The sequence below is a fragment of the Micromonospora sp. CPCC 206061 genome (assembly GCF_036906915.1).
Lineage (GTDB): Bacteria > Actinomycetota > Actinomycetes > Mycobacteriales > Micromonosporaceae > Phytohabitans.
The window spans coordinates 1-19464 of the sequence record NZ_JBAKHX010000112.1 but is presented as its reverse complement, the minus strand read 5'-3'; the positions used below and the strand labels follow the sequence as shown (position 1 = coordinate 19464).

Annotated in this window: 20 protein-coding genes; 12 read left to right on the top strand and 8 right to left on the bottom strand. The window is 71.3% G+C overall.

Annotated elements, in window-relative coordinates; all coding sequences use genetic code 11:
* Window positions 1–1308, bottom strand: a 1308-nt coding sequence (locus V6V89_RS37970) for a Clp protease N-terminal domain-containing protein (protein ID WP_334624513.1), incomplete at its 3' end; no start/stop codon positions are given.
* 177 nt (window positions 1309–1485) lie between these two features.
* On the opposite strand from V6V89_RS37970, the gene V6V89_RS37965 reads away from it, so the two are divergent.
* From V6V89_RS37965 to V6V89_RS37935, 7 genes are all read left to right on the top strand, one after another.
* Entirely contained in the window at window positions 1486–2139 is a 654-nt protein-coding gene (locus tag V6V89_RS37965) for a hypothetical protein (protein ID WP_334624512.1), read from the top strand.
* A 192-nt stretch (window positions 2140–2331) separates the two neighbouring features.
* Window positions 2332–2871 carry a snapalysin family zinc-dependent metalloprotease gene (locus tag V6V89_RS37960; RefSeq protein ID WP_334624511.1) on the top strand — a complete coding sequence of 180 codons (540 nt, stop codon included), beginning with the start codon at window positions 2332–2334 and terminating at the stop codon, window positions 2869–2871.
* Between the two features lie 72 nt (window positions 2872–2943).
* Complete coding sequence (locus V6V89_RS37955) at window positions 2944–3351, top strand: hypothetical protein (RefSeq protein ID WP_334624510.1); 408 nt, start codon at window positions 2944–2946, stop codon at window positions 3349–3351.
* Between the two features lie 108 nt (window positions 3352–3459).
* Window positions 3460–4380, top strand: a complete 921-nt coding sequence (locus tag V6V89_RS37950; protein ID WP_334624509.1) for an ABC transporter ATP-binding protein — start codon at window positions 3460–3462, stop codon at window positions 4378–4380.
* Window positions 4377–5156, top strand: a complete 780-nt coding sequence (locus tag V6V89_RS37945; RefSeq protein ID WP_334624508.1) for an ABC transporter permease — start codon at window positions 4377–4379, stop codon at window positions 5154–5156. The genes V6V89_RS37950 and V6V89_RS37945 overlap by 4 nt, the downstream gene beginning before the upstream one ends.
* A 39-nt stretch (window positions 5157–5195) precedes the next feature.
* A complete protein-coding gene (locus V6V89_RS37940) occupies window positions 5196–6443 on the top strand; it encodes a sensor histidine kinase (RefSeq protein ID WP_334624507.1) in 1248 nt (415 codons plus the stop codon).
* On the top strand, window positions 6440–7057 hold the full coding sequence (locus V6V89_RS37935) for a response regulator transcription factor (protein ID WP_334624506.1): 618 nt from the start codon (window positions 6440–6442) through the stop codon (window positions 7055–7057). The genes V6V89_RS37940 and V6V89_RS37935 overlap by 4 nt, the downstream gene beginning before the upstream one ends.
* Window positions 7058–7113: 56 nt before the next feature.
* Here the strand turns inward: V6V89_RS37935 and V6V89_RS37930 are convergent, their stop codons facing one another.
* Together V6V89_RS37930 and V6V89_RS37925 are read right to left on the bottom strand one after the other, a co-directional pair.
* The gene (locus tag V6V89_RS37930; protein ID WP_334624504.1) at window positions 7114–8421 is read right to left on the bottom strand and encodes an FAD-binding oxidoreductase; all 1308 of its coding nucleotides are present in this window, start codon (window positions 8419–8421) and stop codon (window positions 7114–7116) included.
* A gap of 54 nt (window positions 8422–8475) precedes the next feature.
* Entirely contained in the window at window positions 8476–8961 is a 486-nt protein-coding gene (locus V6V89_RS37925; RefSeq protein ID WP_334624503.1) for an RrF2 family transcriptional regulator, read from the bottom strand.
* 186 nt (window positions 8962–9147) lie between these two features.
* On the opposite strand from V6V89_RS37925, the gene V6V89_RS37920 reads away from it, so the two are divergent.
* The 3 genes from V6V89_RS37920 to V6V89_RS37910 all read left to right on the top strand — a co-directional run bounded on the left by V6V89_RS37920 (window position 9148) and on the right by V6V89_RS37910 (window position 11875).
* Window positions 9148–9783, top strand: a complete 636-nt coding sequence (locus tag V6V89_RS37920) for a hypothetical protein (protein WP_334624502.1) — start codon at window positions 9148–9150, stop codon at window positions 9781–9783.
* Between the two features lie 27 nt (window positions 9784–9810).
* Window positions 9811–10491, top strand: a complete 681-nt coding sequence (locus tag V6V89_RS37915; protein ID WP_334624501.1) for a hypothetical protein — start codon at window positions 9811–9813, stop codon at window positions 10489–10491.
* A gap of 205 nt (window positions 10492–10696) precedes the next feature.
* Window positions 10697–11875 carry a phosphotransferase enzyme family protein gene (locus V6V89_RS37910; protein ID WP_334624500.1) on the top strand — a complete coding sequence of 393 codons (1179 nt, stop codon included), beginning with the start codon at window positions 10697–10699 and terminating at the stop codon, window positions 11873–11875.
* Here the strand turns inward: V6V89_RS37910 and V6V89_RS37905 are convergent.
* Complete coding sequence (locus V6V89_RS37905) at window positions 11856–14399, bottom strand: SpoIIE family protein phosphatase (RefSeq protein WP_334624499.1); 2544 nt, start codon at window positions 14397–14399, stop codon at window positions 11856–11858. The genes V6V89_RS37910 and V6V89_RS37905 overlap by 20 nt on opposite strands.
* 95 nt (window positions 14400–14494) lie before the next feature.
* Between V6V89_RS37905 and V6V89_RS37900 the strand changes: the two genes are divergently transcribed.
* Complete coding sequence (locus tag V6V89_RS37900) at window positions 14495–16165, top strand: FAD-binding dehydrogenase (protein ID WP_334624498.1); 1671 nt, start codon at window positions 14495–14497, stop codon at window positions 16163–16165.
* Between the two features lie 124 nt (window positions 16166–16289).
* Here the strand turns inward: V6V89_RS37900 and V6V89_RS37895 are convergent, their stop codons facing one another.
* From V6V89_RS37895 to V6V89_RS37880, 4 genes are all read right to left on the bottom strand, one after another.
* Entirely contained in the window at window positions 16290–16592 is a 303-nt protein-coding gene (locus V6V89_RS37895) for a hypothetical protein (RefSeq protein WP_334624497.1), read from the bottom strand.
* 10 nt (window positions 16593–16602) lie between these two features.
* Window positions 16603–17325, bottom strand: a complete 723-nt coding sequence (locus V6V89_RS37890; protein ID WP_334624496.1) for a DedA family protein — start codon at window positions 17323–17325, stop codon at window positions 16603–16605.
* A 342-nt stretch (window positions 17326–17667) separates the two neighbouring features.
* Window positions 17668–18180 carry a hypothetical protein gene (locus V6V89_RS37885; RefSeq protein WP_334624495.1) on the bottom strand — a complete coding sequence of 171 codons (513 nt, stop codon included), beginning with the start codon at window positions 18178–18180 and terminating at the stop codon, window positions 17668–17670.
* 9 nt (window positions 18181–18189) lie between these two features.
* Entirely contained in the window at window positions 18190–18951 is a 762-nt protein-coding gene (locus tag V6V89_RS37880) for an MBL fold metallo-hydrolase (RefSeq protein WP_334624494.1), read from the bottom strand.
* 91 nt (window positions 18952–19042) lie between these two features.
* On the opposite strand from V6V89_RS37880, the gene V6V89_RS37875 reads away from it, so the two are divergent.
* A complete protein-coding gene (locus tag V6V89_RS37875; protein WP_334624493.1) occupies window positions 19043–19213 on the top strand; it encodes a hypothetical protein in 171 nt (56 codons plus the stop codon).
* Window positions 19214–19464 lie beyond the last annotated feature (251 nt).

Below are 19464 nucleotides of genomic sequence, written 5' to 3'. Positions count from 1 at the left end.
CTCCTCGGTCAGCTTGTACACCGGAATACCGGTCCAGTTCGCCAACACCTCAGCGATCTGCTCATCGTCGACCTCCGTCAGCTGCCGGATCCGCATCCACGCGCCCGCCTGGTCGATCAGGTCGATCGCCTTGTCAGGCAGGTGCCGGTCGGAGACGTACCGGTCCGCCAGACTCACCGCCGCCGCGACCGCCGAGTCCGAGATGGACACCCTGTGGTGCTTCTCGTACCGGTCGCGCAGGCCCTTGAGCATCTCGATGGCCTGGGCACGGGTGGGCTCCTCGACCTGGATCGGTTGAAAGCGCCGGGCGAGGGCGCCGTCCTTCTCGAAGTACCTGCGGTACTCGTCGAGTGTCGTCGCGCCGATCGTCTGCAGATCGCCGCGGGCCAGCATCGGCTTGAGGATGCCCGCCGCGTCGATCGCACCCTCGGCGGCGCCAGCGCCGACCAGGGTGTGGATCTCGTCGATGAACAGCACGATGTCGCCCCGGTTGCGGCACTCCTTCACGACCTTCCGCAGCCGCTCCTCGAAGTCGCCCCGGTAGCGGGAACCCGCCACAAGACCGGCGAGGTCCAATGTGTATACCTGCTTGTGCTTGAGTGGCTCGGGCACGGTGCCCTGCGCGATCCGCTGGCACAGCCCTTCGACGACGGCCGTCTTGCCGACACCGGGCTCGCCTACCAGTACCGGATTGTTCTTTGTCAGGCACGAGAGCACGACCGTCACGCGCTGGATCTCGCGGTCGCGCCCGATGACGGGCGCGAGCTTGCCGTCGCGCGCCGCCTGGGTGAGGTTTTCGCCGTACTGGTCGAGGACCGTCGAAGCCGCGGGCACCGCCTCACCGGTGCGCGGCTCGACCGGCGCGGTCGACGGGTGGCCGGAGAGCAGCTGGATGACCTGCTGACGGACCCGGCCCCGGTCGGCGCCGAGCTTGACCAGCACCTGGGCCGCGACGCCCTCGCCCTCACGGATCAGCCCCAGCAGGATGTGCTCGGTGCCGATGTAGTTATGCCCAAGCTGCAACGCCTCGCGCAGCGACAGCTCCAGCACCTTCTTGGCCCGCGGCGTGAACGGAATGTGCCCGCTCGGCGCCTGCTGACCCTGACCGATAATCTCCTCGACCTGCTGGCGGACGCCCTCCAAGGAGATACCGAGGCTCTCCAGGGCCTTGGCCGCAACGCCCTCACCCTCATGGATGAGACCGAGCAGGATGTGCTCGGAGCCGATGTAGTTGTGGTTGAGCATCCGGGCTTCTTCTTGAGCCAGGACGATGACCCGACGGGAACGGTCAGTGAAGCGTTCGAACACAGCACTCACGCCTTCGCGGCGAGGCCCCACGCACCCCACCCGACGGACGCACGCGTGCGCACGGTGAACGGAGAAGGTGGCGTGCGCTGAGTCAGAGCCTCTTGGCGTCGGCGCGGGGCCCGCGTGGGGAGCCTCGCAACGCTCGTGCAGGCGCGGCTGCTGTTCTAGATTACAACGATGACGGGCACGAGGCAGCGACGACCGGTTCCCGACCGGGCCCGCAGGCGCGCGGTCCGCGCCCTGGCCGCGCGGCTTGGCGTGCCGTATCTGGTCGCCGCACGCCTGCTAGCGGACCAGCGGCTCGGCTTTCCCGCCGGTGGAGACGAGCACCGCGCGTCGATGTTCGCCCTGCGCGAACACCGACCGTTCCACGCCCGGGTCCGCGACTGCCGGCTCGCCGCCGACCTACCGCTCGGCCGGGCGGCGCACCTGACCGAGCGGTTCCCGCCGTGGCGCTCCGGAGTCGGTGCGCGGTACGACGGTGACGGCCACCAGACCACGCTGGCCATGCTCTACGCCGTGCTCGCACACGAGGCGCCCGCCCTGGTGCCCGCCGCGGACGAGCTTGCCTGGGTCGCCGACCTCGGCGAGGTCGCCGCCGTCGACATCACCTGCGCCGCGCTCGACCGGGCGGCCCGGCGGCTGCTCGACGACGATCAGTGGCGGCTGTGGACACGCGTGGAGGCCGCCTTGGCCGCCGGCGAGGCCGGCTCCGACCGGCGGGTGCGAGACGCGGCCGTCATCCTGGGCCGGGAGCTCCGGTCCGTCAGCCTCCGCGGCTCGCTCGCCGGGGCGCGGCACATCCTCGACGCGCTGCTCGTCGAGGCGTGACCCGGGTCAGTCGCCGCGCAGGCGGCTGCGGATGAAGTTTCCGGACTCGGTGAACACCTCGCGCGCCGGTCCGCGCCGTGCGCGGTTGTCGATGCCAACCAATACGGATCTCGCGTCGTCGCAGTTCAGTCGAGCCCGGCACACAGCGCCTATATTGAAATATCTGGCTCTATGGATAGGGGAGGCCATCCGATGCTCGCACGAAGAATCCTGGCCGCGGCGCTCGGCGCCGTGGCGCTCGCGGCGGTGCAGCTCGCCGGCGCCGCGCCGGCACAGGCGGCACCTCGGGTGCTGTACTACGACGCCAGTCGCGCCGCGGAGTTCGTCGCCGTCGTCCACCAGGGCGCGCAGAACTGGAACAACCGCGTCACCAACGTGCGCCTGGAGCCGGTGCCGGCGGGCCGGCGCGCCAACATCACCGTGTACGTCGACAACGGGTGGCCGCGCGCATACACCCAGTCGCTCGGCAACGGGTACTGGTACATGGGTCGCCAGGCGGTCAACCAGGGCTACCACCCGCCACGCATCGCCGCGCACGAGTTCGGCCATCTGCTCGGCCTGCCCGACCGGCGCACTGGGTTGTGTGCCGACCTGATGTCCGGCAGCAGCGCGGCGATCTCGTGCACCAACGCGTTCCCCAACGCGCAGGAGGCCACTCGGGTCAACAGCAACTTCGCGACCCTGCAAACGACCGGTCCACGCGCCTACGAGTGGGTCACGGCCGGCGCGTAGCCGTTCAAGATTTCCTCAAGACGCCGGGCGGCCGCGGCCTATCCGCCGGCGGCCACGGGAGACTGCGTCACCATGAGGATTCTTGTCCGAGGATTTATGGCGGTCGCGGTCATCGTGGCCGCGCTGCTCGTGACGGCGGCCCCGGCACGGGCCGACGACTGCCCTTACCCCTGCTGGTGGACGGACACCAAGGCTGACGCGCCGTACAAGACCGCGGCCGGTTCGGCCTTCTTCGACTCGTATGGCGAGCACCTGTACATCTACGACAATGCCAGTGATCACGCTGGGGTCCGGGTCTACTTCTCCGTCAACAAGGGTGGCTGGCAGCAACGAACCAATTCCAAAGGCAGCGACGAGCCCCTCGCCCACTGGAACCTCGACTACGCGGAGAACCTGAGCTTCCGGTTCTACGTCTGTATCTCTAACAACGGCACCAACATCGCGGGCACGTGTGGCCCGACGATCTACGCACACACCTGACCGGAGCCCGGCGGCGTGACATCTGTCATCGCGCCGCCGGGCACCGCGCACGCCGATCGGTGTAGCGCGGCACTACAGCCGCCCCAGCCCGTGCCGAACACTCGGTGCATGACGAATTCCGGCAGCGTGGTCGAGGCGTGCGAGGTCCGCCGCCGCTACGAGGGGTACGAGGCGGTGCGTGGCGTCTCCTTTCAGGTCGAGCGGGGCGAGCTGTTCGCGCTGCTCGGCACGAACGGCGCGGGCAAGACATCCACACTGGAACTGGTGGAAGGGCTCGGACGGCCGAGCGGCGGCACGGTGCGTGTGCTCGGGCACGACCCGTACACCCAGCGGGCGAGGCTGCGGCCACGCGTCGGCGTGATGCTGCAGGAGGGCGGTTTTCCGCCTGAGCTGACCGTCGCGGAGACCGCCACGATGTGGGGCGGCACGCTCACCAAGCCTCGCCCGGTCGCGGAGGCGCTCGCGATGGCCGGGATGGAGCACCGGGCTGGGGTGCGGGTGAAGCAGCTGTCCGGTGGCGAGCGCCGCCGCCTCGACCTGGCACTGGCGATACTCGGCAGGCCCGATGTGCTGTTTCTCGACGAACCGACCACCGGGCTCGACCCGGAGAGCCGGCGCGACACCTGGCGCCTGGTGCGCGGCCTGCTGCGCGACGGCGTCACCGTGCTGCTCACCACGCACTACCTGGAGGAGGCGCAGGAGCTGGCCGACCGCCTCGCCATCATGCACCGCGGCAGGGTCATGGCGGCGGGCTCACCGAGCGAGGTCATCGCCGCGTACCCGGCGCGGATCCGGTTCACGCTGCCGGACAACGTGTACGCGGGTGACCTGCCATCCCTGCCCGACTCCAGACCACCGGAGCGGGACGGCCCGCGCCTCACCGTCCACACCAACGCGCCACAGCAGGCGTTGACGGCGCTGCTGTGCTGGGCAGCCGAGCGCGGCGTCGCCCTTGGTGACCTGGACGCCAGGCCGGCGTCGCTGGAGGAGGCGTTCCTGGCGATCGCGGCGGACGGGGGCTCCCGATGAGCGCCGCGCGACGGATCCGGTCACTCGGCCGGGCGGAACTCACGCTGCTGCTGCGCAACCGGGCGGCGCTGTTCAGCGCGATCGTCCTGCCCGTGACGCTGGTCGGGCCGCTGGCCGGCGTATCCGCCGACCGGGGTGCCCTGTCCACAATGGCCTTCCTCCTCACCGCGATGCTCGGCTTCGTCCTGCTCGCCGCCGTGTACTACAACCTGGTGACGGCGTACGTGGCCCGGCGCGAGGAGCTGGTGCTGAAGCGGCTGCGCGCCGGGGAGCTCACCGACGCGGAGATCCTCGCCGGTGTCGCGAGCCCCGCCGTCGCCGTCGCCTTGGCCCAGTCGTTGCTGTCCGTGGTGGCCGGTGCGGTGTTTCTCGGGCTGCCCGCACCGGTCAACGCCCCGCTGCTGCTGTTCGGTGTGGCGGGTGGTGTCGTCGTGTTCGTCCTGCTCGCCGCGGCCTCGTCCGTGTTCACCCGTACGACGGAGCTGGCACAGATCACCACCCTGCCCATCCTGCTGGGATGCCTGTTCGGGTCCGGGTTGATGGTGCCCTTGGAGGAGTTGCCCGACCCGGTGGCGTCCGCGCTGCGGGCGCTTCCACTGAGCCCGGTAGTGGAGCTGATGCGCCTGGGCTGGGTGGGTACTGCCGGCGAGCGCGCGCCGGAAGACTTCGCCGGGGCGTTCGGCCCGGCCGCCGTGCCGGCGGCGGTGCTCGTGGCGTGGATGGTGCTCGGTGCGGTGGCGATCCGGTACTGGTTCCGGTGGGAGCCGCGGCGGTAGCGTGACGCGTCCCCGGTACGGTGGCGATCCGATGTTGGTGTGGCAGCCGGACGAGAGCGGGTGATGGTTGTGCTGGGGTGGTGGCGCCGGCGCAGCCACGCGGCCCGGTTCGACCTGAGCGTCAGGTGGTCGTTCTACCTGAACTTCGCGTTCGTTCCATTCCTGGTGGCCGTCGGCCTCGCGCCGGAGCTCGGCGCGGCGGTGTGGCTCGTGCTCGCGCTCATCGGGGTCCACGTGCTGCTGTGCGTCCAGCTAGTGCGCGCCGGCCTCGACAACTACCTTGGCCGAGGACCGCGACCGACGGCGCTCATCGCCGCCACCGCCGCGCTGACGGCCGCGGGGACGGCCGGTGGCTACCTCGCGTACCCAGAGGTGACGCCCGGCCACCCGGATGGGCCGGCCAACGGCATCCTGCTCATCCTGAACGGCTGCTTCGTGGCCGCGCTCGCCACGGCGGTGCGGCCACGCGTCACCGCGCTCGCGGCGGCGGCCGCGTGCGCGGCGGCGTACACGCTGTCGGCCCTCCAGGGCGCCCCGGTCCCCGACGCGGTCGTCGCGTTCGGAATGCTGCTCACCGTGGTGGCGTTGGCCGGACGCGTCTCAGCGTGGATGCTCGGCCTGGTCTGGGAGCTGGACCGGGCGCGTGAGGTCCAGGCCAGCCTGGCGGTCGCCGAGGAGCGGTTCCGCTTCGCCCGCGACCTGCACGACGTCGTCGGGCGGACCCTGTCGACCATCGCGCTGAAGGCGGAGCTGGCCGCGCAGCTGGCCCGGCGCGGCCAGGACACTGCCATCGACGAGATGCTCGAAGTGCGCCGGGTCGCGCAGGAGTCGATGACCGAGCTGCGCGCGGTGGTAGGCGGATACCGTTCGGCGAATCTGGACGTCGAGCTGGCCGGTGCCCGCTCGCTGTTGGCCTCGGCAGGCATCGAATGCCGCATGATCGGGGAGAGCGGTGGGCTGCCCGAGCCGGTGCGGACACCGCTGGGCTGGGCGGTGCGGGAGGGAGTGACCAACGTGCTGCGGCACAGCGACGCGCGAAACTGCACCATCGCTCTTCGGCCGGGCGCCAGCGGTACCGTCACTCTCACCATCGAGAACGACGGCGTGCGCGGCGAGCCCGCGCCCGACGGCGGCCGTGTCCGCTTCGGCGGCGGCCTGGTCGGTCTGGCGGAACGGGCCGCGGGCCTCGGCGGCACTGTCGCCGCTGACCGTCTCCGGGAGCGTTTCCGCCTCACGGTCGAGTTGCCAACCCGGGCTGTGGCGGCTGCCGAGGAGGGCCCAGCGTGAGTCCACAAGGGATCCGGATCCTGCTCGCCGACGACGAGCACCTGATCCGGGGCGCGCTGGCGGCGCTGCTGGGCCTGGAAGACGACCTGACGGTGGTGGCGCAGGCAGCCACCGGTACCGAGGCGCTGTCGATGGCCCGGGCGCTGCGCCCGGACGTGGCCATCCTCGACCTCCAGCTGCCGGACCTCGACGGCGTGCAGGTGGCCAAGGCGCTCCAGGCCGACGTGCCGCCGTGCCGCACCATGATCGTCACCAGTCACGGCCTGCCAGGTCATCTCAAACGGGCGCTCACCGCCGGCGTGCGCGGGTTCCTGCCCAAGACGGTCTCCGCGGAGGTTCTGGCCACCGTGGTCCGCACCGTCCACAGTGGTGGCCGCTATGTCGACCCGCAGCTGGCCGCCGAGGCGATCAGCGTGGGAGACAGCCCGCTGACCGCACGAGAGGCGCAGGTGCTGGAGCTGGCCGCAGACGGCTCGCCGGTGGAGGAGATCGCCCACCGGGCGTCGCTGTCGCCGGGCACCGTGCGCAACTACCTCTCGTCCGCCGTCGGCAAGCTCGGTGCCACCAACCGCCACGAGGCCGTCCGGGTCGCTCGCGGGTACGGCTGGATCTGACACCTGTCATGACGAGTCCTGGGTGTGATGACGCGCCGGCTCCGAGCTGCCTCCGGTCAGCCTCGCACCGGGAAGTTGGAGCGGAAGACGTTGTCCGGGTCGTGATGGTGCTTGACGTCGCGCAGCCGGGTGACGACGTCCGGGGTGAAGGCGTCGGCGACGGTCTCGCCGGGGTTGAGGAAGGTAAAGGGCTTGCGGCCGCTGGTGGGCAGCGCGCTGGCGAGGGCGCGTTGCTTGGCGGTGACGGATTGCGCGGTCGCCGGGTCGGTGGGAATGCCGAACAGATACAGCGCGTGCCGCTCGGTCAGCGGCCCGTGTGGGCTGTCCGACGCGTGCGCGAACGCGCCTTCGAGATGGCGGATCTGGACGCTGAGCAGCGGCGCGATCGGGTTCGCCAGCAGGGTTTGCACGGCGGTGTCGTCCAGGTCGGTCAGTAGTTCGGCGTGTGACAGGCCAGGGCTGGGGTCGGTCGGTTCGGCGGTGATGGATCCGAGTTCGGCGACCGACATCACGCGCCGGGTGTCGGCGAGCGGCCCCGGTACGCGGTCGATCGGGGCCAGTAGGTGGCGCGCCTCGTTCTCCTCGCCCAGATACGTGGCGTCGATGGCGACCATCGGGTCCGCGCCGGGGAAGTGCAGCAGGTCCAGCCACACGGTCAGCTGGTTCGGCGCCTGCGAGGTGATCTGCCGGTAGGCGGCGATTGCGGCGGGGGCGTGCTCGACCGTCCACAGTGTCCGGCCACCGTAGAGGTGGGGTGCGGGATGCAGGTCGAGTTCGAGGGCGGTGACGACGGCGAAGTCGCCGCCGGCGCCGCGCATGGCCCAGAACAGGTCGGCCTCGGTCTCGGCGGTCACGCGCCGCCGCTGGCCGGCGGCGTCGACGATCTCGTACGCGGTGACGCTGTCGGCGACCCAGCCATGGGCGCGGCCGAACCAGCTCAGCCCACCGCCGAGGGCGACACCCGTGACGCTGACGACCGGGGAGCTGCCGGGCAGTCCGGTGAGGCCGTGCGCCGCGGTGGCGGCCTGGAGCCGGCCTGACGGTGCCCCGGCACCGACGCGGGCGCGGCGCTTGACCGGGTCGACCTCCAGCGTGTCCAGGCGGCCGGTGCGCAGCAGGATCGTGCCCTCCGTGCCGCCGGTGGCGCCGTGCCCGTTCGGTTGCGTGGTGACGCCGAGCCCGGCGGCGCGTGCGTGGCAGACGAGCGCGGCCACGTCGTCGGCGTCGGCGGCCTCGACCACGGCCGCGACGGGCTGTTCGACGGCGAGGTTCCACGGGCGCCGGGCGGTGTCGAACCCGGGCTCACCGGGCAGCCAGACCTGGCCGCGTACGGCGGACTTCAGATAGTTCTGGATATTCGGCATCTAGAATTCCTTCCGAAGGAAAGCCCTCCCACAGGAAGGGCTTTGACTGGGCGGTCAGGCGCGCAAGGCCGCGAACCTGTTCACGGTGTTGTTCGGCGTGCTGGGGTAGTGGCGTTCGACCTCGGCCTTCAGGTCGGCCAGCGTCTGGCCGGCCAGCTCCCGGCGCCAGGCCAGGTCTGCGCGGCGCATGGCCCGCGAGACGAGGCAAGCCTGCCGGTAGTCGACCTCGGGGTCGGCGCCCGGCCCCCGCTTGAGCAGCTGTTCGCAGCGGAAGGCCTCGTCAGCGCCCTCGATGGCGACGACCACGTCGAGCAGTGTGATCGTCTCCGGGCTGCGCGCGAGCCGGAAGCCTCCGCGCGGGCCGGGTGTCGAGGACACGATGCCCGCGCGGGCGAGGGCCTGGAGCTGCTTGTTCAGGTATGCCGCAGGTAGCTCGTAGAACTGCGCCAGCTTCGCCGTCGGGACGGCCTGCCCGGGTGGCAGCCAGGTCAGGTTGAGGCAGCTGTGCAGTGCCCACTCCACGCCCTCGCTCATCCGCATATCTGGACAGTACATGTCCAGGATCGGCCACGCAACCCTCGACCACAGCCTATTAAAGGCAGTTATGCGGGTAAATCTATTTACATCGATGGGAAGGGCTGATCAGAAAACGGGGCGTTTATGCTGATGTGTCAACCTCGATGAGATGAATGGCCATCGTTAAATCGTCGGATCGAGGACTTATGAATGTCGATCTCTTCCCCTGTGGTGTCATCGTGCACTGCAGTCATTCGGCTGAATGCATCAAAGGGGGAGGGCCAAATGCGTCGATTCAGGATCGCGCTAATCGCGATCATCGCCGCCGCGGCGGGAAGCCTGTTTCTGCCGGGACAGGCGAGTGCGACTGTATATCCGGAGACCTGGCTGCCAGACAGCGGGCTCCACACGTACTGCTTCACGGGGGGATTCTCCAGCAGTATCGACCCGGGCACGGGCACGTATGCCATGAACATCCTGGACAGCACGACCGACATGACCATTTCCAACCTGGGCGCGTGTTCGGCCAACACCACCGACGTCTGGTGGTGGTCGCTCGACCTGGCCGGCACCATTCGCGGCCAGGCGGAATGCATCTTCTGGTCGGGATCCGTGTGTGACTCGGCTGACGTCAGGATCGACTTCGCCCAGATCGACATCGGCGACAACGACATCGCCGACCGCGACAAGACATCCGTGCACGAGATCGGACACACCATCGGCCTCGGCCACCATTCCCCCGGGGAGCACAACTGCGCCATGATTTCCGGCGAGATCCCCAGCCTCGACATCCAGTGGCGCCGGTACCACGCGCACGACATCTCCCACATCAACGCGCAGTTCTGACCGGTCGCACCAGAAAGGAGTGAGAAAATGTTCAAGCGATACGTGATCGCAATGACCGCCGCCGCGGCGGCCGCCTTCTTCGCACTTACTGGCTGCGCCGGTGACCGGTCCGCCACCACGGGGACCGCCTCCGAGGCCCAGGCTGATACCGCCTCGGCCACCCAACTCGCCTCCGCAGCCGCCCGCGGTCTGGAACTCGACTACGACAAGCTCGCCAGCCCGGCGGCGGCCGTCGCCGCCAGCGAACTCATCGTCCGCGGCACGCTGGTCGGCGTCACCGACGGCATCAGCTACAGCAAGGCGGGCCAGGCCGGCCGCTCCGTACCGTACGTGACCCTGGTGATCAAGGTCGACTCGGTGCTGAAGGGCACGGCGGCTGCGGGGAGCACGGTCTACGCGCAGCTCAACATCAGCTCCTCCGCCGACGCCGCGCAGCTGGCCAAGGCCGCGCAGAACCTGAAGGTGGTCGCGGTGCTCGACGACATCAGCGGCTGGACGCCGGCGAAGGGCGTCACCGTCGTCCGGCCGAAGGGCGTGGCCGCGGGTGACCCGCTGTACCTGGCCTTCCCGGACGGCCTGTGGCTGCAGGGCGCAGCCGACAAGGCGATGGTCGGCGTGCACGCCGAGCGGGCGGAGATGTCCTCCGCCTGGGGCGCGCCGCAGACGCTCGACCAGTTCTGGGCCGCACTCGGCAAGGCCGCCAAGTAGGGCCGCCAAGTAGGGCCGCCAAGTAGGGCCGCCAAGTAGGCACGTGAACAACGGCCTCGATCACCGTCCGCTGCCACGATGCCGGGCATGACGGTGATCGAGGTCGTGCGTTAGGCTGCGAAGAGCGCGTTGGGGAGCGCGCCGCGATCCGCCGGAAGGCTCGAAGCCAACCCTTGTCCACGGACTATGGGTGAAAGGTGCTTCCGTGAAGACGCTCCCTGACCATCCCAACCTCGACCACCTGCGCCAGCAGGCCAAAGATCTGCTGGCCGGTCTCCGCGACTCCGACCCGACGACCTCGCTCGCCGACGCGCAGGCGTCACTGGCCGAGCAGTACGGCTTCGCCGGCTGGACCGAGCTCAAGGCCGAGGTCGACCGACAGCAGGGCCGGGCAGACGTCGCCGACCCGGCGCTGGCGCGCGCGATCGCCGAACGGTACGACCTCGGCGAGGTCACCAGCCCGATGCGGTCGGTGGCGCGGGCCGACGAGATCGGCCGCCGATGGTCGCTCGAGACCGACCGCGGCCGGTGGGCGGTCCGCACGACCGACACCTGGATACCGATTGTCGACGCCGAGACGGAGGTCGCGCTCCAGGAGGCGGCGGCGGGCGCGGGCGTACTGCTGCCGGCCCCGGTGCGCAGCCGCTCCGGAGCGATCGTGGAGTCGATCGGCGAGCACGGCTGGCGGGTGAACCAGTGGCTGCACTCGGGGCCGCCGCTGTCGGCGCCCGCGAGCGCGGCGGTCACCCGCGAACTGGGACGCATCCTCGCCACCGTGCACGGGCTGGCGTTGCCGGTCGACCGGGTCAGCCCCTGGCACACGATGCGGTTCGCCGCGCACGGCTGGGCCGAGATGGCGCAGACCGCCCAGGCGAAGGGTGCGCCCTGGGCGCCCGCGCTCGCCGCTGCGGTGTCCACACTGGAGGCGCTGGACTCGATCGGGCCGGCCAACTCAGCGCCGCCGGTGCTGTGCCACAACAGCCTCGGCCCGAACAACGCGCGCCGGGCCGCCGACGGCCGCCTCGTCATCGTGGGCTGGGAGCACGCCGGCGGCCAGCCGCCGAGCTGGGAGCTCGGCGACGCGCTCACACACTGGACCATCAACCCCGACGGCGGCGTCAACGCCGCCGGGGCCCGTGCGCTCCTCGACGGGTACCGCGCGGTGGCGGGCACGCTGCCGCCGCTCGGCATGGGCATGTTCGCCGGCGCGGTCACCAGCCTGGCCAACTATGTGTCGGGCCAGCTCGACTACGCCCTTACCGCCCGCGACGAGGAGATTCGCCGGTACCAGGACCGCAGCGTCCGCCACCTGCTGGCCCACCTGCCCACCCCCGCCGCCCTGGAGCGGCTGCTGGACGAGGCGGTCAGCTTGTCGGCAGGGTGATCGTCACCCGGGTGCCGCTGTCGCTCAGGTCGACGACAACCCGGCGCGCCAGCTTGTTGACGAGGTTGAGGCCCCGGCCCCGATCCGCGTCGTGGTACGAGTTGGCGTGCCACCGCCCCCGGTCGGTCACCTCGACGCGCACCTGCCGGCGGTCGACCCGGACCACCTTTAGGGCCACCGGGCCCGCCGGCATGCCGCGGTAGGCGTGTTCCAGCGCGTTGCTGAGCGCCTCGTTGCAGGCCACCAGGAGCGCGTCGGTCTCGTCGTTCGACAGTTCCTGCCGGGTGCACCACACCCGCAGCGTCCGCCGGGTCGGTGCCAGGTCGTCCGGCGACGACAGCCGCAGCCGCAGCGCCGAGCCGGCGGTGCCCGAGGTCGGGCCGTCCAGATACAGGCAGGCGACCACGATGTCGTCGGTGACCGTGTATCCGTGCGTCATCGCCCGCAGCAGCTGGTCGCACCACGCCTGCGGGTCGGAGCCGGACAGCTCGCTCGCGGCGGCGGCGAGCCGGTCGAAGCCCACGTCGATCACCTGGTGCCGACGCTCGATCAGCCCGTCCGAGTACCAGACGAGCATCGCGGACGGCGGCGCCACGACCTGCGACTGCGGGCGTGCCCTGGTGCTCAGCCGCAGCGGCTGTGACCGACCCCCGTCCAGGTACTGGGCGGTGCCGTCGGCCACCATCAGCGGTGGCAGGTGGCCGGCGCAGCTGTATGTCAGCGTCCGCTCGATCGGGCTGTACTCGGCGTACCCGACCGTCGCGAAGTCGGCACCGGCGATCGAGGCCGAGGCGGTGTCGAGCGCCTCCAGCACCTCGGCCGGGCCGGCGCCGGTCAGCGCCGCCGACCGCAGCGACTGCTGCAGCCGGCCCATCGAGATTGCGGCCCGCAGCCCGTGGCCGACCACGTCACCCACCGCGATGCCCACGCGGTTGCCGGGCAGCTCGAACACGTCGTACCAGTCGCCGCCGACGTCCCGACCGCGCTCGGCCGGACGGTAGCGGACCGCGGCCGAGACGCCGGGCAGGTGCGGCGCGATGTCGGGCAGCAGCGACCGCTGGAGTTGATGCGCCGTCTCGTGCTCGGCCTCGTACCGCGCCGCCCGCTCGATGGCCTGGCCGGCCAGCTCGGCGAGGGTCTGCGCGACCGAGGCCACCTCCGGGCTGATCGCACCCTCGCGGTTGAACCCGAACGCCAGCGCGGCGGTGTTGCGCTGGCCCACCCGGACCGGCACCACCAACAGGCTGCGGGTGCCATCGGCATCGCTGCCCGCGCTGGCCGCACCGTCAGCGATGAGCTGCGGGTACCGCACGGATATCTCGGCGAGCGACGCCAGTGCGATCGGCTCACCGGTGCGCACGACGTCGACGACGGGCAGCGGCTCGTCCGCGTCGAGCCGGACCTCGACGTACCGCCCCACCACCGTCGTCGGCACCACACCCGTCGGCCACATCCGCACGTGCTCGCCGCCCGGGTCGGCAAGGGCCACGCCGCCGTGGTCGGCCACGATGCCGACCCCCTGGTCGACCAGTACCCGGATCACCTGCTCGGAGGTCGCGGCGGTCGCGAGACCGGCCGTCACGGCCTGCAGCGACTGAAGGCGCTGCCGGGCCTCCACCTCCCGCCGCGACTGGGCGCGCGCCCGGTCGCGCTCGGCCACCGCGATGGCCAGCACGTATCCGCCGAGCACCACGAACGCCAGATACACCTGAAGGGAGGCGGGCTCCATGGTCGGCTCGCCGGGCACGGCCGCCCACGGTCCTCGCCCGGCGGCGCTCTGGAGGTTGGCCGCGAACGCCATCACGAACCCGGCCGCGCCGACGGTCGGCACGCGCCCCCAGAACGCGAGGGCCAGCAGCAGCGGTACCGGAAGGTAAATCAGCGGCACCTCGCGCGGCCAGAAGCCGACCACCGTCAGTACCCCGGCGGCTCCCAGGACGGCGGCGGCGCGCGCCAGGCGCCGCAGCCGTGCCCCACCGCGCAGCGATCCCAGCCCGACCACGGCGGCGCCGAGCGTCAGGACGGCCAGGCCGTCACCCGCCCAGAACCGCCCGAAGGCCGCCCACCAGCCGTCGCCTTCGGTCAACACGCTGGTGGTGGCACCGATGAGCGCGCCCACGACCGGGCCGGCGCCCACCGCGCAGGTGAGGAACGCGACCGCGTCGCGGCGCCGGGTCAGGTCGACGTGCCCCGGCACGAACCGCCGGAACAGGGCCGCGCCGACCAGCGGCTCGGCCAGGTTGGTGAGCACGAAACCGGCGGTCGCGGCCGGCGTGAGCCCCTGCCACAGGTCGACGGTGAGCTCCACGGTGCCTGCCGCGAGCAGTACCAACGGCCAGTGCCGGCGCCGGACCAGGAGCAGCGCGCCCAGCGTGACCCCGGCGGGCGGGAAGAACACCGCGCCGGCCTCGGAGGCGCGGAAGAGCAGCCAGGAGCAGCCCGAGCCGAGCGCGTACGCCGCCGCGACCGCCAGGGTGATCAGGGCGGGCGTGCTCAGCCTGCGCATCCGGCTCGTGCCCTCCATGCCTGCCAGCCTGCCACCCCACACCGACCCACGCGTCCCGTGCCCTTTTGCCCAGCGCGGCGTGGACCTTGATCGCGTGGCGCTAGGCTGCCGGCGTGGACGCTGATGTGATCGTCGTGGGGGCGGGGCTGGCCGGGCTGGTCGCCGCACACGAGCTGACCGCCGCCGGGCGGACCGTCGCGCTGGTCGACCAGGAGAACGCCGCCAACCTCGGCGGGCAGGCCTTCTGGTCGTTCGGCGGGCTCTTCCTCGTCGACACGCCCGAGCAGCGCCGCCTGCGGATCCGCGACTCGCTGGAGCTGGCGTGGTCGGACTGGCAGGGCAGCGCCGGGTTCGACCGGCTGGACGACGAGGACGCGTGGGCGGTCAAATGGGCGCGCGCGTACGTCGAGTTCGCCGCGGGGGAGAAGCGCTCGTGGCTGCTCGGCCACGGCGTGACGTTCCTGCCGACGGTGGGCTGGGCCGAGCGCGGCGCGCTGCGGGCGGACGGGCACGGCAACTCCGTGCCGCGCTTCCATGTCACGTGGGGCACCGGCACCGGCGTGGTCGCCCCCTTCGTGGCGTCCGCCCGGCGGGCCGCCGACGCGGGGCTGCTCCGGTTCTACCACCGCCACCGGGTCGACGAGCTGGTGCTGTCCGGCGGTGCCGCGACCGGCGTACGCGGCACCGTGCTGGCGCCCGACGAGGCGGCACGCGGCGTACCGTCCAATCGCGACACCGTGGGGGAGTTCGAACTGACCGCTCAGGCGGTCGTCGTCACCACCGGCGGGATCGGCGCCAACCACGAGATCGTGCGGCGCTACTGGCCGGAGCGGCTCGGGCAGCCGCCGGCGGAGATGGTGACGGGCGTACCGGCCTATGTGGACGGACGGATGCTCGACATCGCCGCGGGCGCCGGCGTGCGGCTGGTCAACCGCGACCGGATGTGGCACTACACCGAGGGCGTCCAGAACTGGAACCCGATCTGGCCCGGCCACGGCATCCGCATCCTGCCCGGCCCGTCGTCGATGTGGTTCGACGCGCTCGGCCGCCGGCTGCCCGGCACGTGCCTGCCCGGGTACGACACGCTCGGCACGCTCAAGCACCTGCGCACCACGCCGGACATCGCGCGGTACAGCCACTCCTGGTTCATCCTGACGCAGAAGATCATCGAGAAGGAGTTCGCGCTCTCCGGCTCCGAGCAGAACCCCGACATCACCGCCAAGGACCGCCGGGCGTTCCTACGCGAGCGGCTTCTCGGCAAGGGCGCGCCCGCCCCGGTCGAGGCGTTCAAGCGGCACGGCGCCGACTTCGTGGTCGCCGACACCCTCGACGAACTGGTCGCCAGCATGAACAAACTGACCGAGGAGCCGCTGCTCGACGTCGCGGCGATCCGCGCACAGATCGAGTCGCGCGACCTGCAGGTCGCCAACCCGTACAGCAAGGACTCCCAGATCCAGGGCATCCGCAACGCGCGGCGTTACATCGGCGACCGGCTCGGCCGCACCGTCGCGCCGCACCGCCTGCTCGACCCGGCGGCCGGGCCGCTGATCGGCGTGAAGCTGCACATACTGACCCGCAAGACGCTGGGCGGCATCCAGACCGATCTGGACTCGCGGGCACTCGGCGCCGACGGGCAGCCGATCCCCGGCCTGTACGCGGCCGGGGAGGTGGCTGGATTCGGCGGCGGCGGCGCGCACGGATACAACGCCCTCGAGGGCACGTTCCTCGGCGGCTGCCTCTTCTCCGGCCGCACCGCCGGCCGCGCGGCCGCCATGTCCGTCTAACCCCCGCCCGCCCACGGTCGCCCGCCCGTCCACAGTGGCCATCACGATCCCGTCGAGCACCACGGCCACCGAGCCGGTCGCAGGTCGGGGCCGGGTCAGCGACAGCGTCATCCCGCTCCGCCCGTCATCGCGCCTGGTGCACGCCACGCCAGCGATGTCCCGCTCCGTCAGCACGGCGGGGGTCGAGCAGGTACTTGGTCGTCGCCAGCGTGTCGTCGCGGTGGCACGCGGCGATCGGCCGGCTCGGATCAGCGGTGTCCGCGGGCTCCCGGACCATCAACAGGCCACAGGTCGGCGTGGCACCGGAGAACTGCTCCCGCGGCGCCATCGCGGCGAGCTGATCCCGGGACGGCTGATCCGCCATCCGGACGTCAAGCAGCTCGGGTGGCTCGACCGCCCGTGCTCGCGACCGGTCGCGTCTGCGCACGAGCCGCAGTCTAGGCGTCGTCCGGGCGGCGCGGGGTGCCGTACAGGGTGCCGCGCCCACTCCGGGCGGGGGCCGCCGGTTGCTCGGCCGGCTTGCGGTGGGCCTTGAGTAGCCGCGAGCCGACGAAGTACCCGAAAGCGAGGACACAGGCGACGATGACCACCTTCTGAAGCGTGCCCGCATAGGACTCGACGGTGTGCCAGTTGTCGCCGAGCAGATAGCCGGCCATGACGAACACGGTGTTCCAGATCAGGCTGCCCAGCGCGGTGTACAGCAGGAACCTCGCCAGGGGCATCCGCTCCACGCCGGCCGGGATGGAGATCAGGCTGCGGAAGATGGGAATCATCCGTCCGAAGAAGACCGCCTTGCCACCGTGCCTGGCGAACCACGCCTCGGTGCGGTCGACGTCAGCCAGCTTCACCAGCGGCAGCCGCGCCGCGATCGCCCGGACCCTGTCGCGTCCGAGGGCGACGCCCACGTAGTACAGCGCCAGGGCGCCGACGATCGAGCCGAGGGTGGTCCAGGCGATGGCGCCGAACAGGTTCATCTTGCCCTGGCTGGCGGCGAAACCGGCCAGCGGCAGGATGACCTCGCTCGGGATCGGCGGAAACAGGTTCTCCAGCGCCACCGCCAGGCCGGCGCCGGGGCCGCCGAGCCGTTCCACCAGGTCGGTCACGAAGCCGACCAGGCCACCCTCCGGCGGCTCGGTTTGGCTGGTCAACGAATTGATCATGTGACAACGGTACGAACCGGCCAGCGCCGCGACCATGAGGCCAACCGCCGACCGGGGGTGCGGAAACCCACACCCCCGGACGAGTTCCGCCACGTCAGTGCCGCGACCACCGAGTTAATCGCCGCGCCGAGCAGCGCGCTTCGGTGACGGCGCTCACAGGGCAATGTAGCGCCATCCGCCACCGCTACGACCGTGGGCGCGCTTCTACCTCGTCGTCGACTCGCCCTCGTCGTGCAGATCTACTGCGAGTACGGCGGCTGGCCCGAACGGAGGAGCGTGGTGCTCGACGGCTGCGACCGGATAGCCCGCATCCTGGAGCTCGTAAGCCCCGGAGCGGTGCCGCTACCGGCCGACGGTGCTCCAGTCGGTGGGCGCGGGCTCGACGATCCGGTTAGCGGCGTGCGCGTCGAGCCGCCGGGCGATCTCCGGGATGTCGTACTGCGGAAACGTGACCTGCATCAACCGCAGCTCGAACGTGGACGGTGCCTTCTCGTCGAACATGGCCGCGTCGTACGGCTTGACGCTGACCCGCCACGCGTCGGGCGCGGCCCAGTGGACCATGCGTACGTAGAACGCGTCGCGCGCACCGGCGCGGGCGACGGCGTCGAGGAACGCCAGCCCGCTATCCACCGTGAAGTCGACGAACGCCCAGCCCTTGTGGGTGGCGACGTAGTCGGCCATGTGCGGCAGCTTCTCCACCCAGTCCACATTGCTCTCGCCGGCGTCCTGGCACGAGGTCAGGGTCTGGATGCCGTTGCGCCAGGTGGCCTCGATGACGGGTGCGAGCATCTGGTCGATCTCGGCGGTCATGGTGCCGACCCGCACGGTCGTGACCGGGTGGACGTTCTCGTACATCGGGGCAGACTACTTCAGGGATTCGGCGAGCTTTGTCAGCGCGTCGGCGGCGCCGGTGGTCACGGGGGCGCCGTGCCCCGGGAGGATTGTCTTCACGTCGAGCGCCGCCAGCTTGCGCACGGAGGCCGCCGCCTGGGCCATGTCGGCGGTGTAGCGCGCGTCGGGGCCTTCGAGCCCGGCCGTCGCCCGCAGCGCGTCTCCAGCCACCAGCACACCGGTCGACGGGTCGAACACCGCTACGTGCCCCGCCGTGTGCCCCGGCGTGCCGACGATCTGCAGCCCGAAGACCTCGTCGCCGTCGTTGACCGGCTTCAGCGGCTTCGTGGAGGTGATGGATGAGACGTCGGCCGCCCCGGCGTACAGGGACGCGGAGACCAGCGGCGCCACCTCGGACAGGCCACCGGCGTGGTCGGCGTGCTGGTGGGTGAGGATGACGTGCTTGACGGCGTCCCACCCGATGCCGGCGCCCTTGAGCACGGCCTCGATCGAGTCGGCCGACCCCTCGGTGCCCAGGTCGACCACGGCCACCTCGCCGCCACGGACCAGCACGTATGCGGAGACGAACGCCAGGTCGACGCGGCGCCAGTCGCCGGCGACCGCCGCGCCTGCCGAGCCGGTAGAGCCCGTGTCCGGCGTACCGGGCGTGCTGGAGCCGCCGGTCGGCTCGTCTGAGCTCGTGCACCCCACCATCGTGTTGACGACGGCGATACCCAACACGCCCGAACCGGTGCTGACCAGCAACCGGCGGCGGGTAAGCCTGGCATCTTCCACGTCTGCGACTATCCGCGGCTTTCGCATTGATCCCCCTGAGTCCCGCGTCCGTTGCCAAAGGTAACGGGTCGCTGACGGAGGTGTGGGGCGCATGGACGAAGTGCATGACAACCGTGATGTCCCGCCCGCGCGGGATCACCCCGACGCTGTGGCGCGGCGCCGTCGCGTCCAGCGGCGCAACGGCAAGTGGGCCGCCGCCGGGGTCATCGTGATCGACAACCGCGGCCGCAACGGCGGCTCGCCGGACGACGGCCGCGGGTAGGTCGCGCAACTTCGGGGATACTGCAGCCTCACGGCCGGGTCGAAGCCGCACTTTCCCTGAAGCTGCGCCATCGTCGGCCCGGCCGCCTGCCTTACGCGGCCGGACGTGCGCCGATCAAGGGAGATCACATCGATCAAGGTCGAATGCACGTGGAAAAGAGATCGAACCACGTGCGTTTGCCCTTGATCGACGGCGAGGGGGGCGGCGGGGCGCGGCGCGGCGGGGGCGCGGCGGGGCGGGGGCGCGGCGGG

Bases quoted from the DNA above. Each gene is read 5' to 3' on its own strand.
- V6V89_RS37905 (WP_334624499.1), bottom strand. From the start codon at position 14,399: ATGGAGGGCACGAGCCGGATGCGCAGGCTGAGCACGCCCGCCCTGATC.
- V6V89_RS37890 (WP_334624496.1), bottom strand. From the start codon at position 17,325: ATGATCAATTCGTTGACCAGCCAAACCGAGCCGCCGGAGGGTGGCCTG.
- V6V89_RS37950 (WP_334624509.1), top strand. From the start codon at position 3,460: ATGACGAATTCCGGCAGCGTGGTCGAGGCGTGCGAGGTCCGCCGCCGC.
- V6V89_RS37960 (WP_334624511.1), top strand. From the start codon at position 2,332: ATGCTCGCACGAAGAATCCTGGCCGCGGCGCTCGGCGCCGTGGCGCTC.
- V6V89_RS37925 (WP_334624503.1), bottom strand. From the start codon at position 8,961: ATGCGGATGAGCGAGGGCGTGGAGTGGGCACTGCACAGCTGCCTCAAC.
- V6V89_RS37965 (WP_334624512.1), top strand. From the start codon at position 1,486: ATGACGGGCACGAGGCAGCGACGACCGGTTCCCGACCGGGCCCGCAGG.
- V6V89_RS37955 (WP_334624510.1), top strand. From the start codon at position 2,944: ATGAGGATTCTTGTCCGAGGATTTATGGCGGTCGCGGTCATCGTGGCC.
- V6V89_RS37930 (WP_334624504.1), bottom strand. From the start codon at position 8,421: ATGCCGAATATCCAGAACTATCTGAAGTCCGCCGTACGCGGCCAGGTC.
- V6V89_RS37885 (WP_334624495.1), bottom strand. From the start codon at position 18,180: ATGTACGAGAACGTCCACCCGGTCACGACCGTGCGGGTCGGCACCATG.
- V6V89_RS37945 (WP_334624508.1), top strand. From the start codon at position 4,377: ATGAGCGCCGCGCGACGGATCCGGTCACTCGGCCGGGCGGAACTCACG.
- V6V89_RS37915 (WP_334624501.1), top strand. From the start codon at position 9,811: ATGTTCAAGCGATACGTGATCGCAATGACCGCCGCCGCGGCGGCCGCC.
- V6V89_RS37920 (WP_334624502.1), top strand. From the start codon at position 9,148: ATGTCGATCTCTTCCCCTGTGGTGTCATCGTGCACTGCAGTCATTCGG.
- V6V89_RS37875 (WP_334624493.1), top strand. From the start codon at position 19,043: ATGGACGAAGTGCATGACAACCGTGATGTCCCGCCCGCGCGGGATCAC.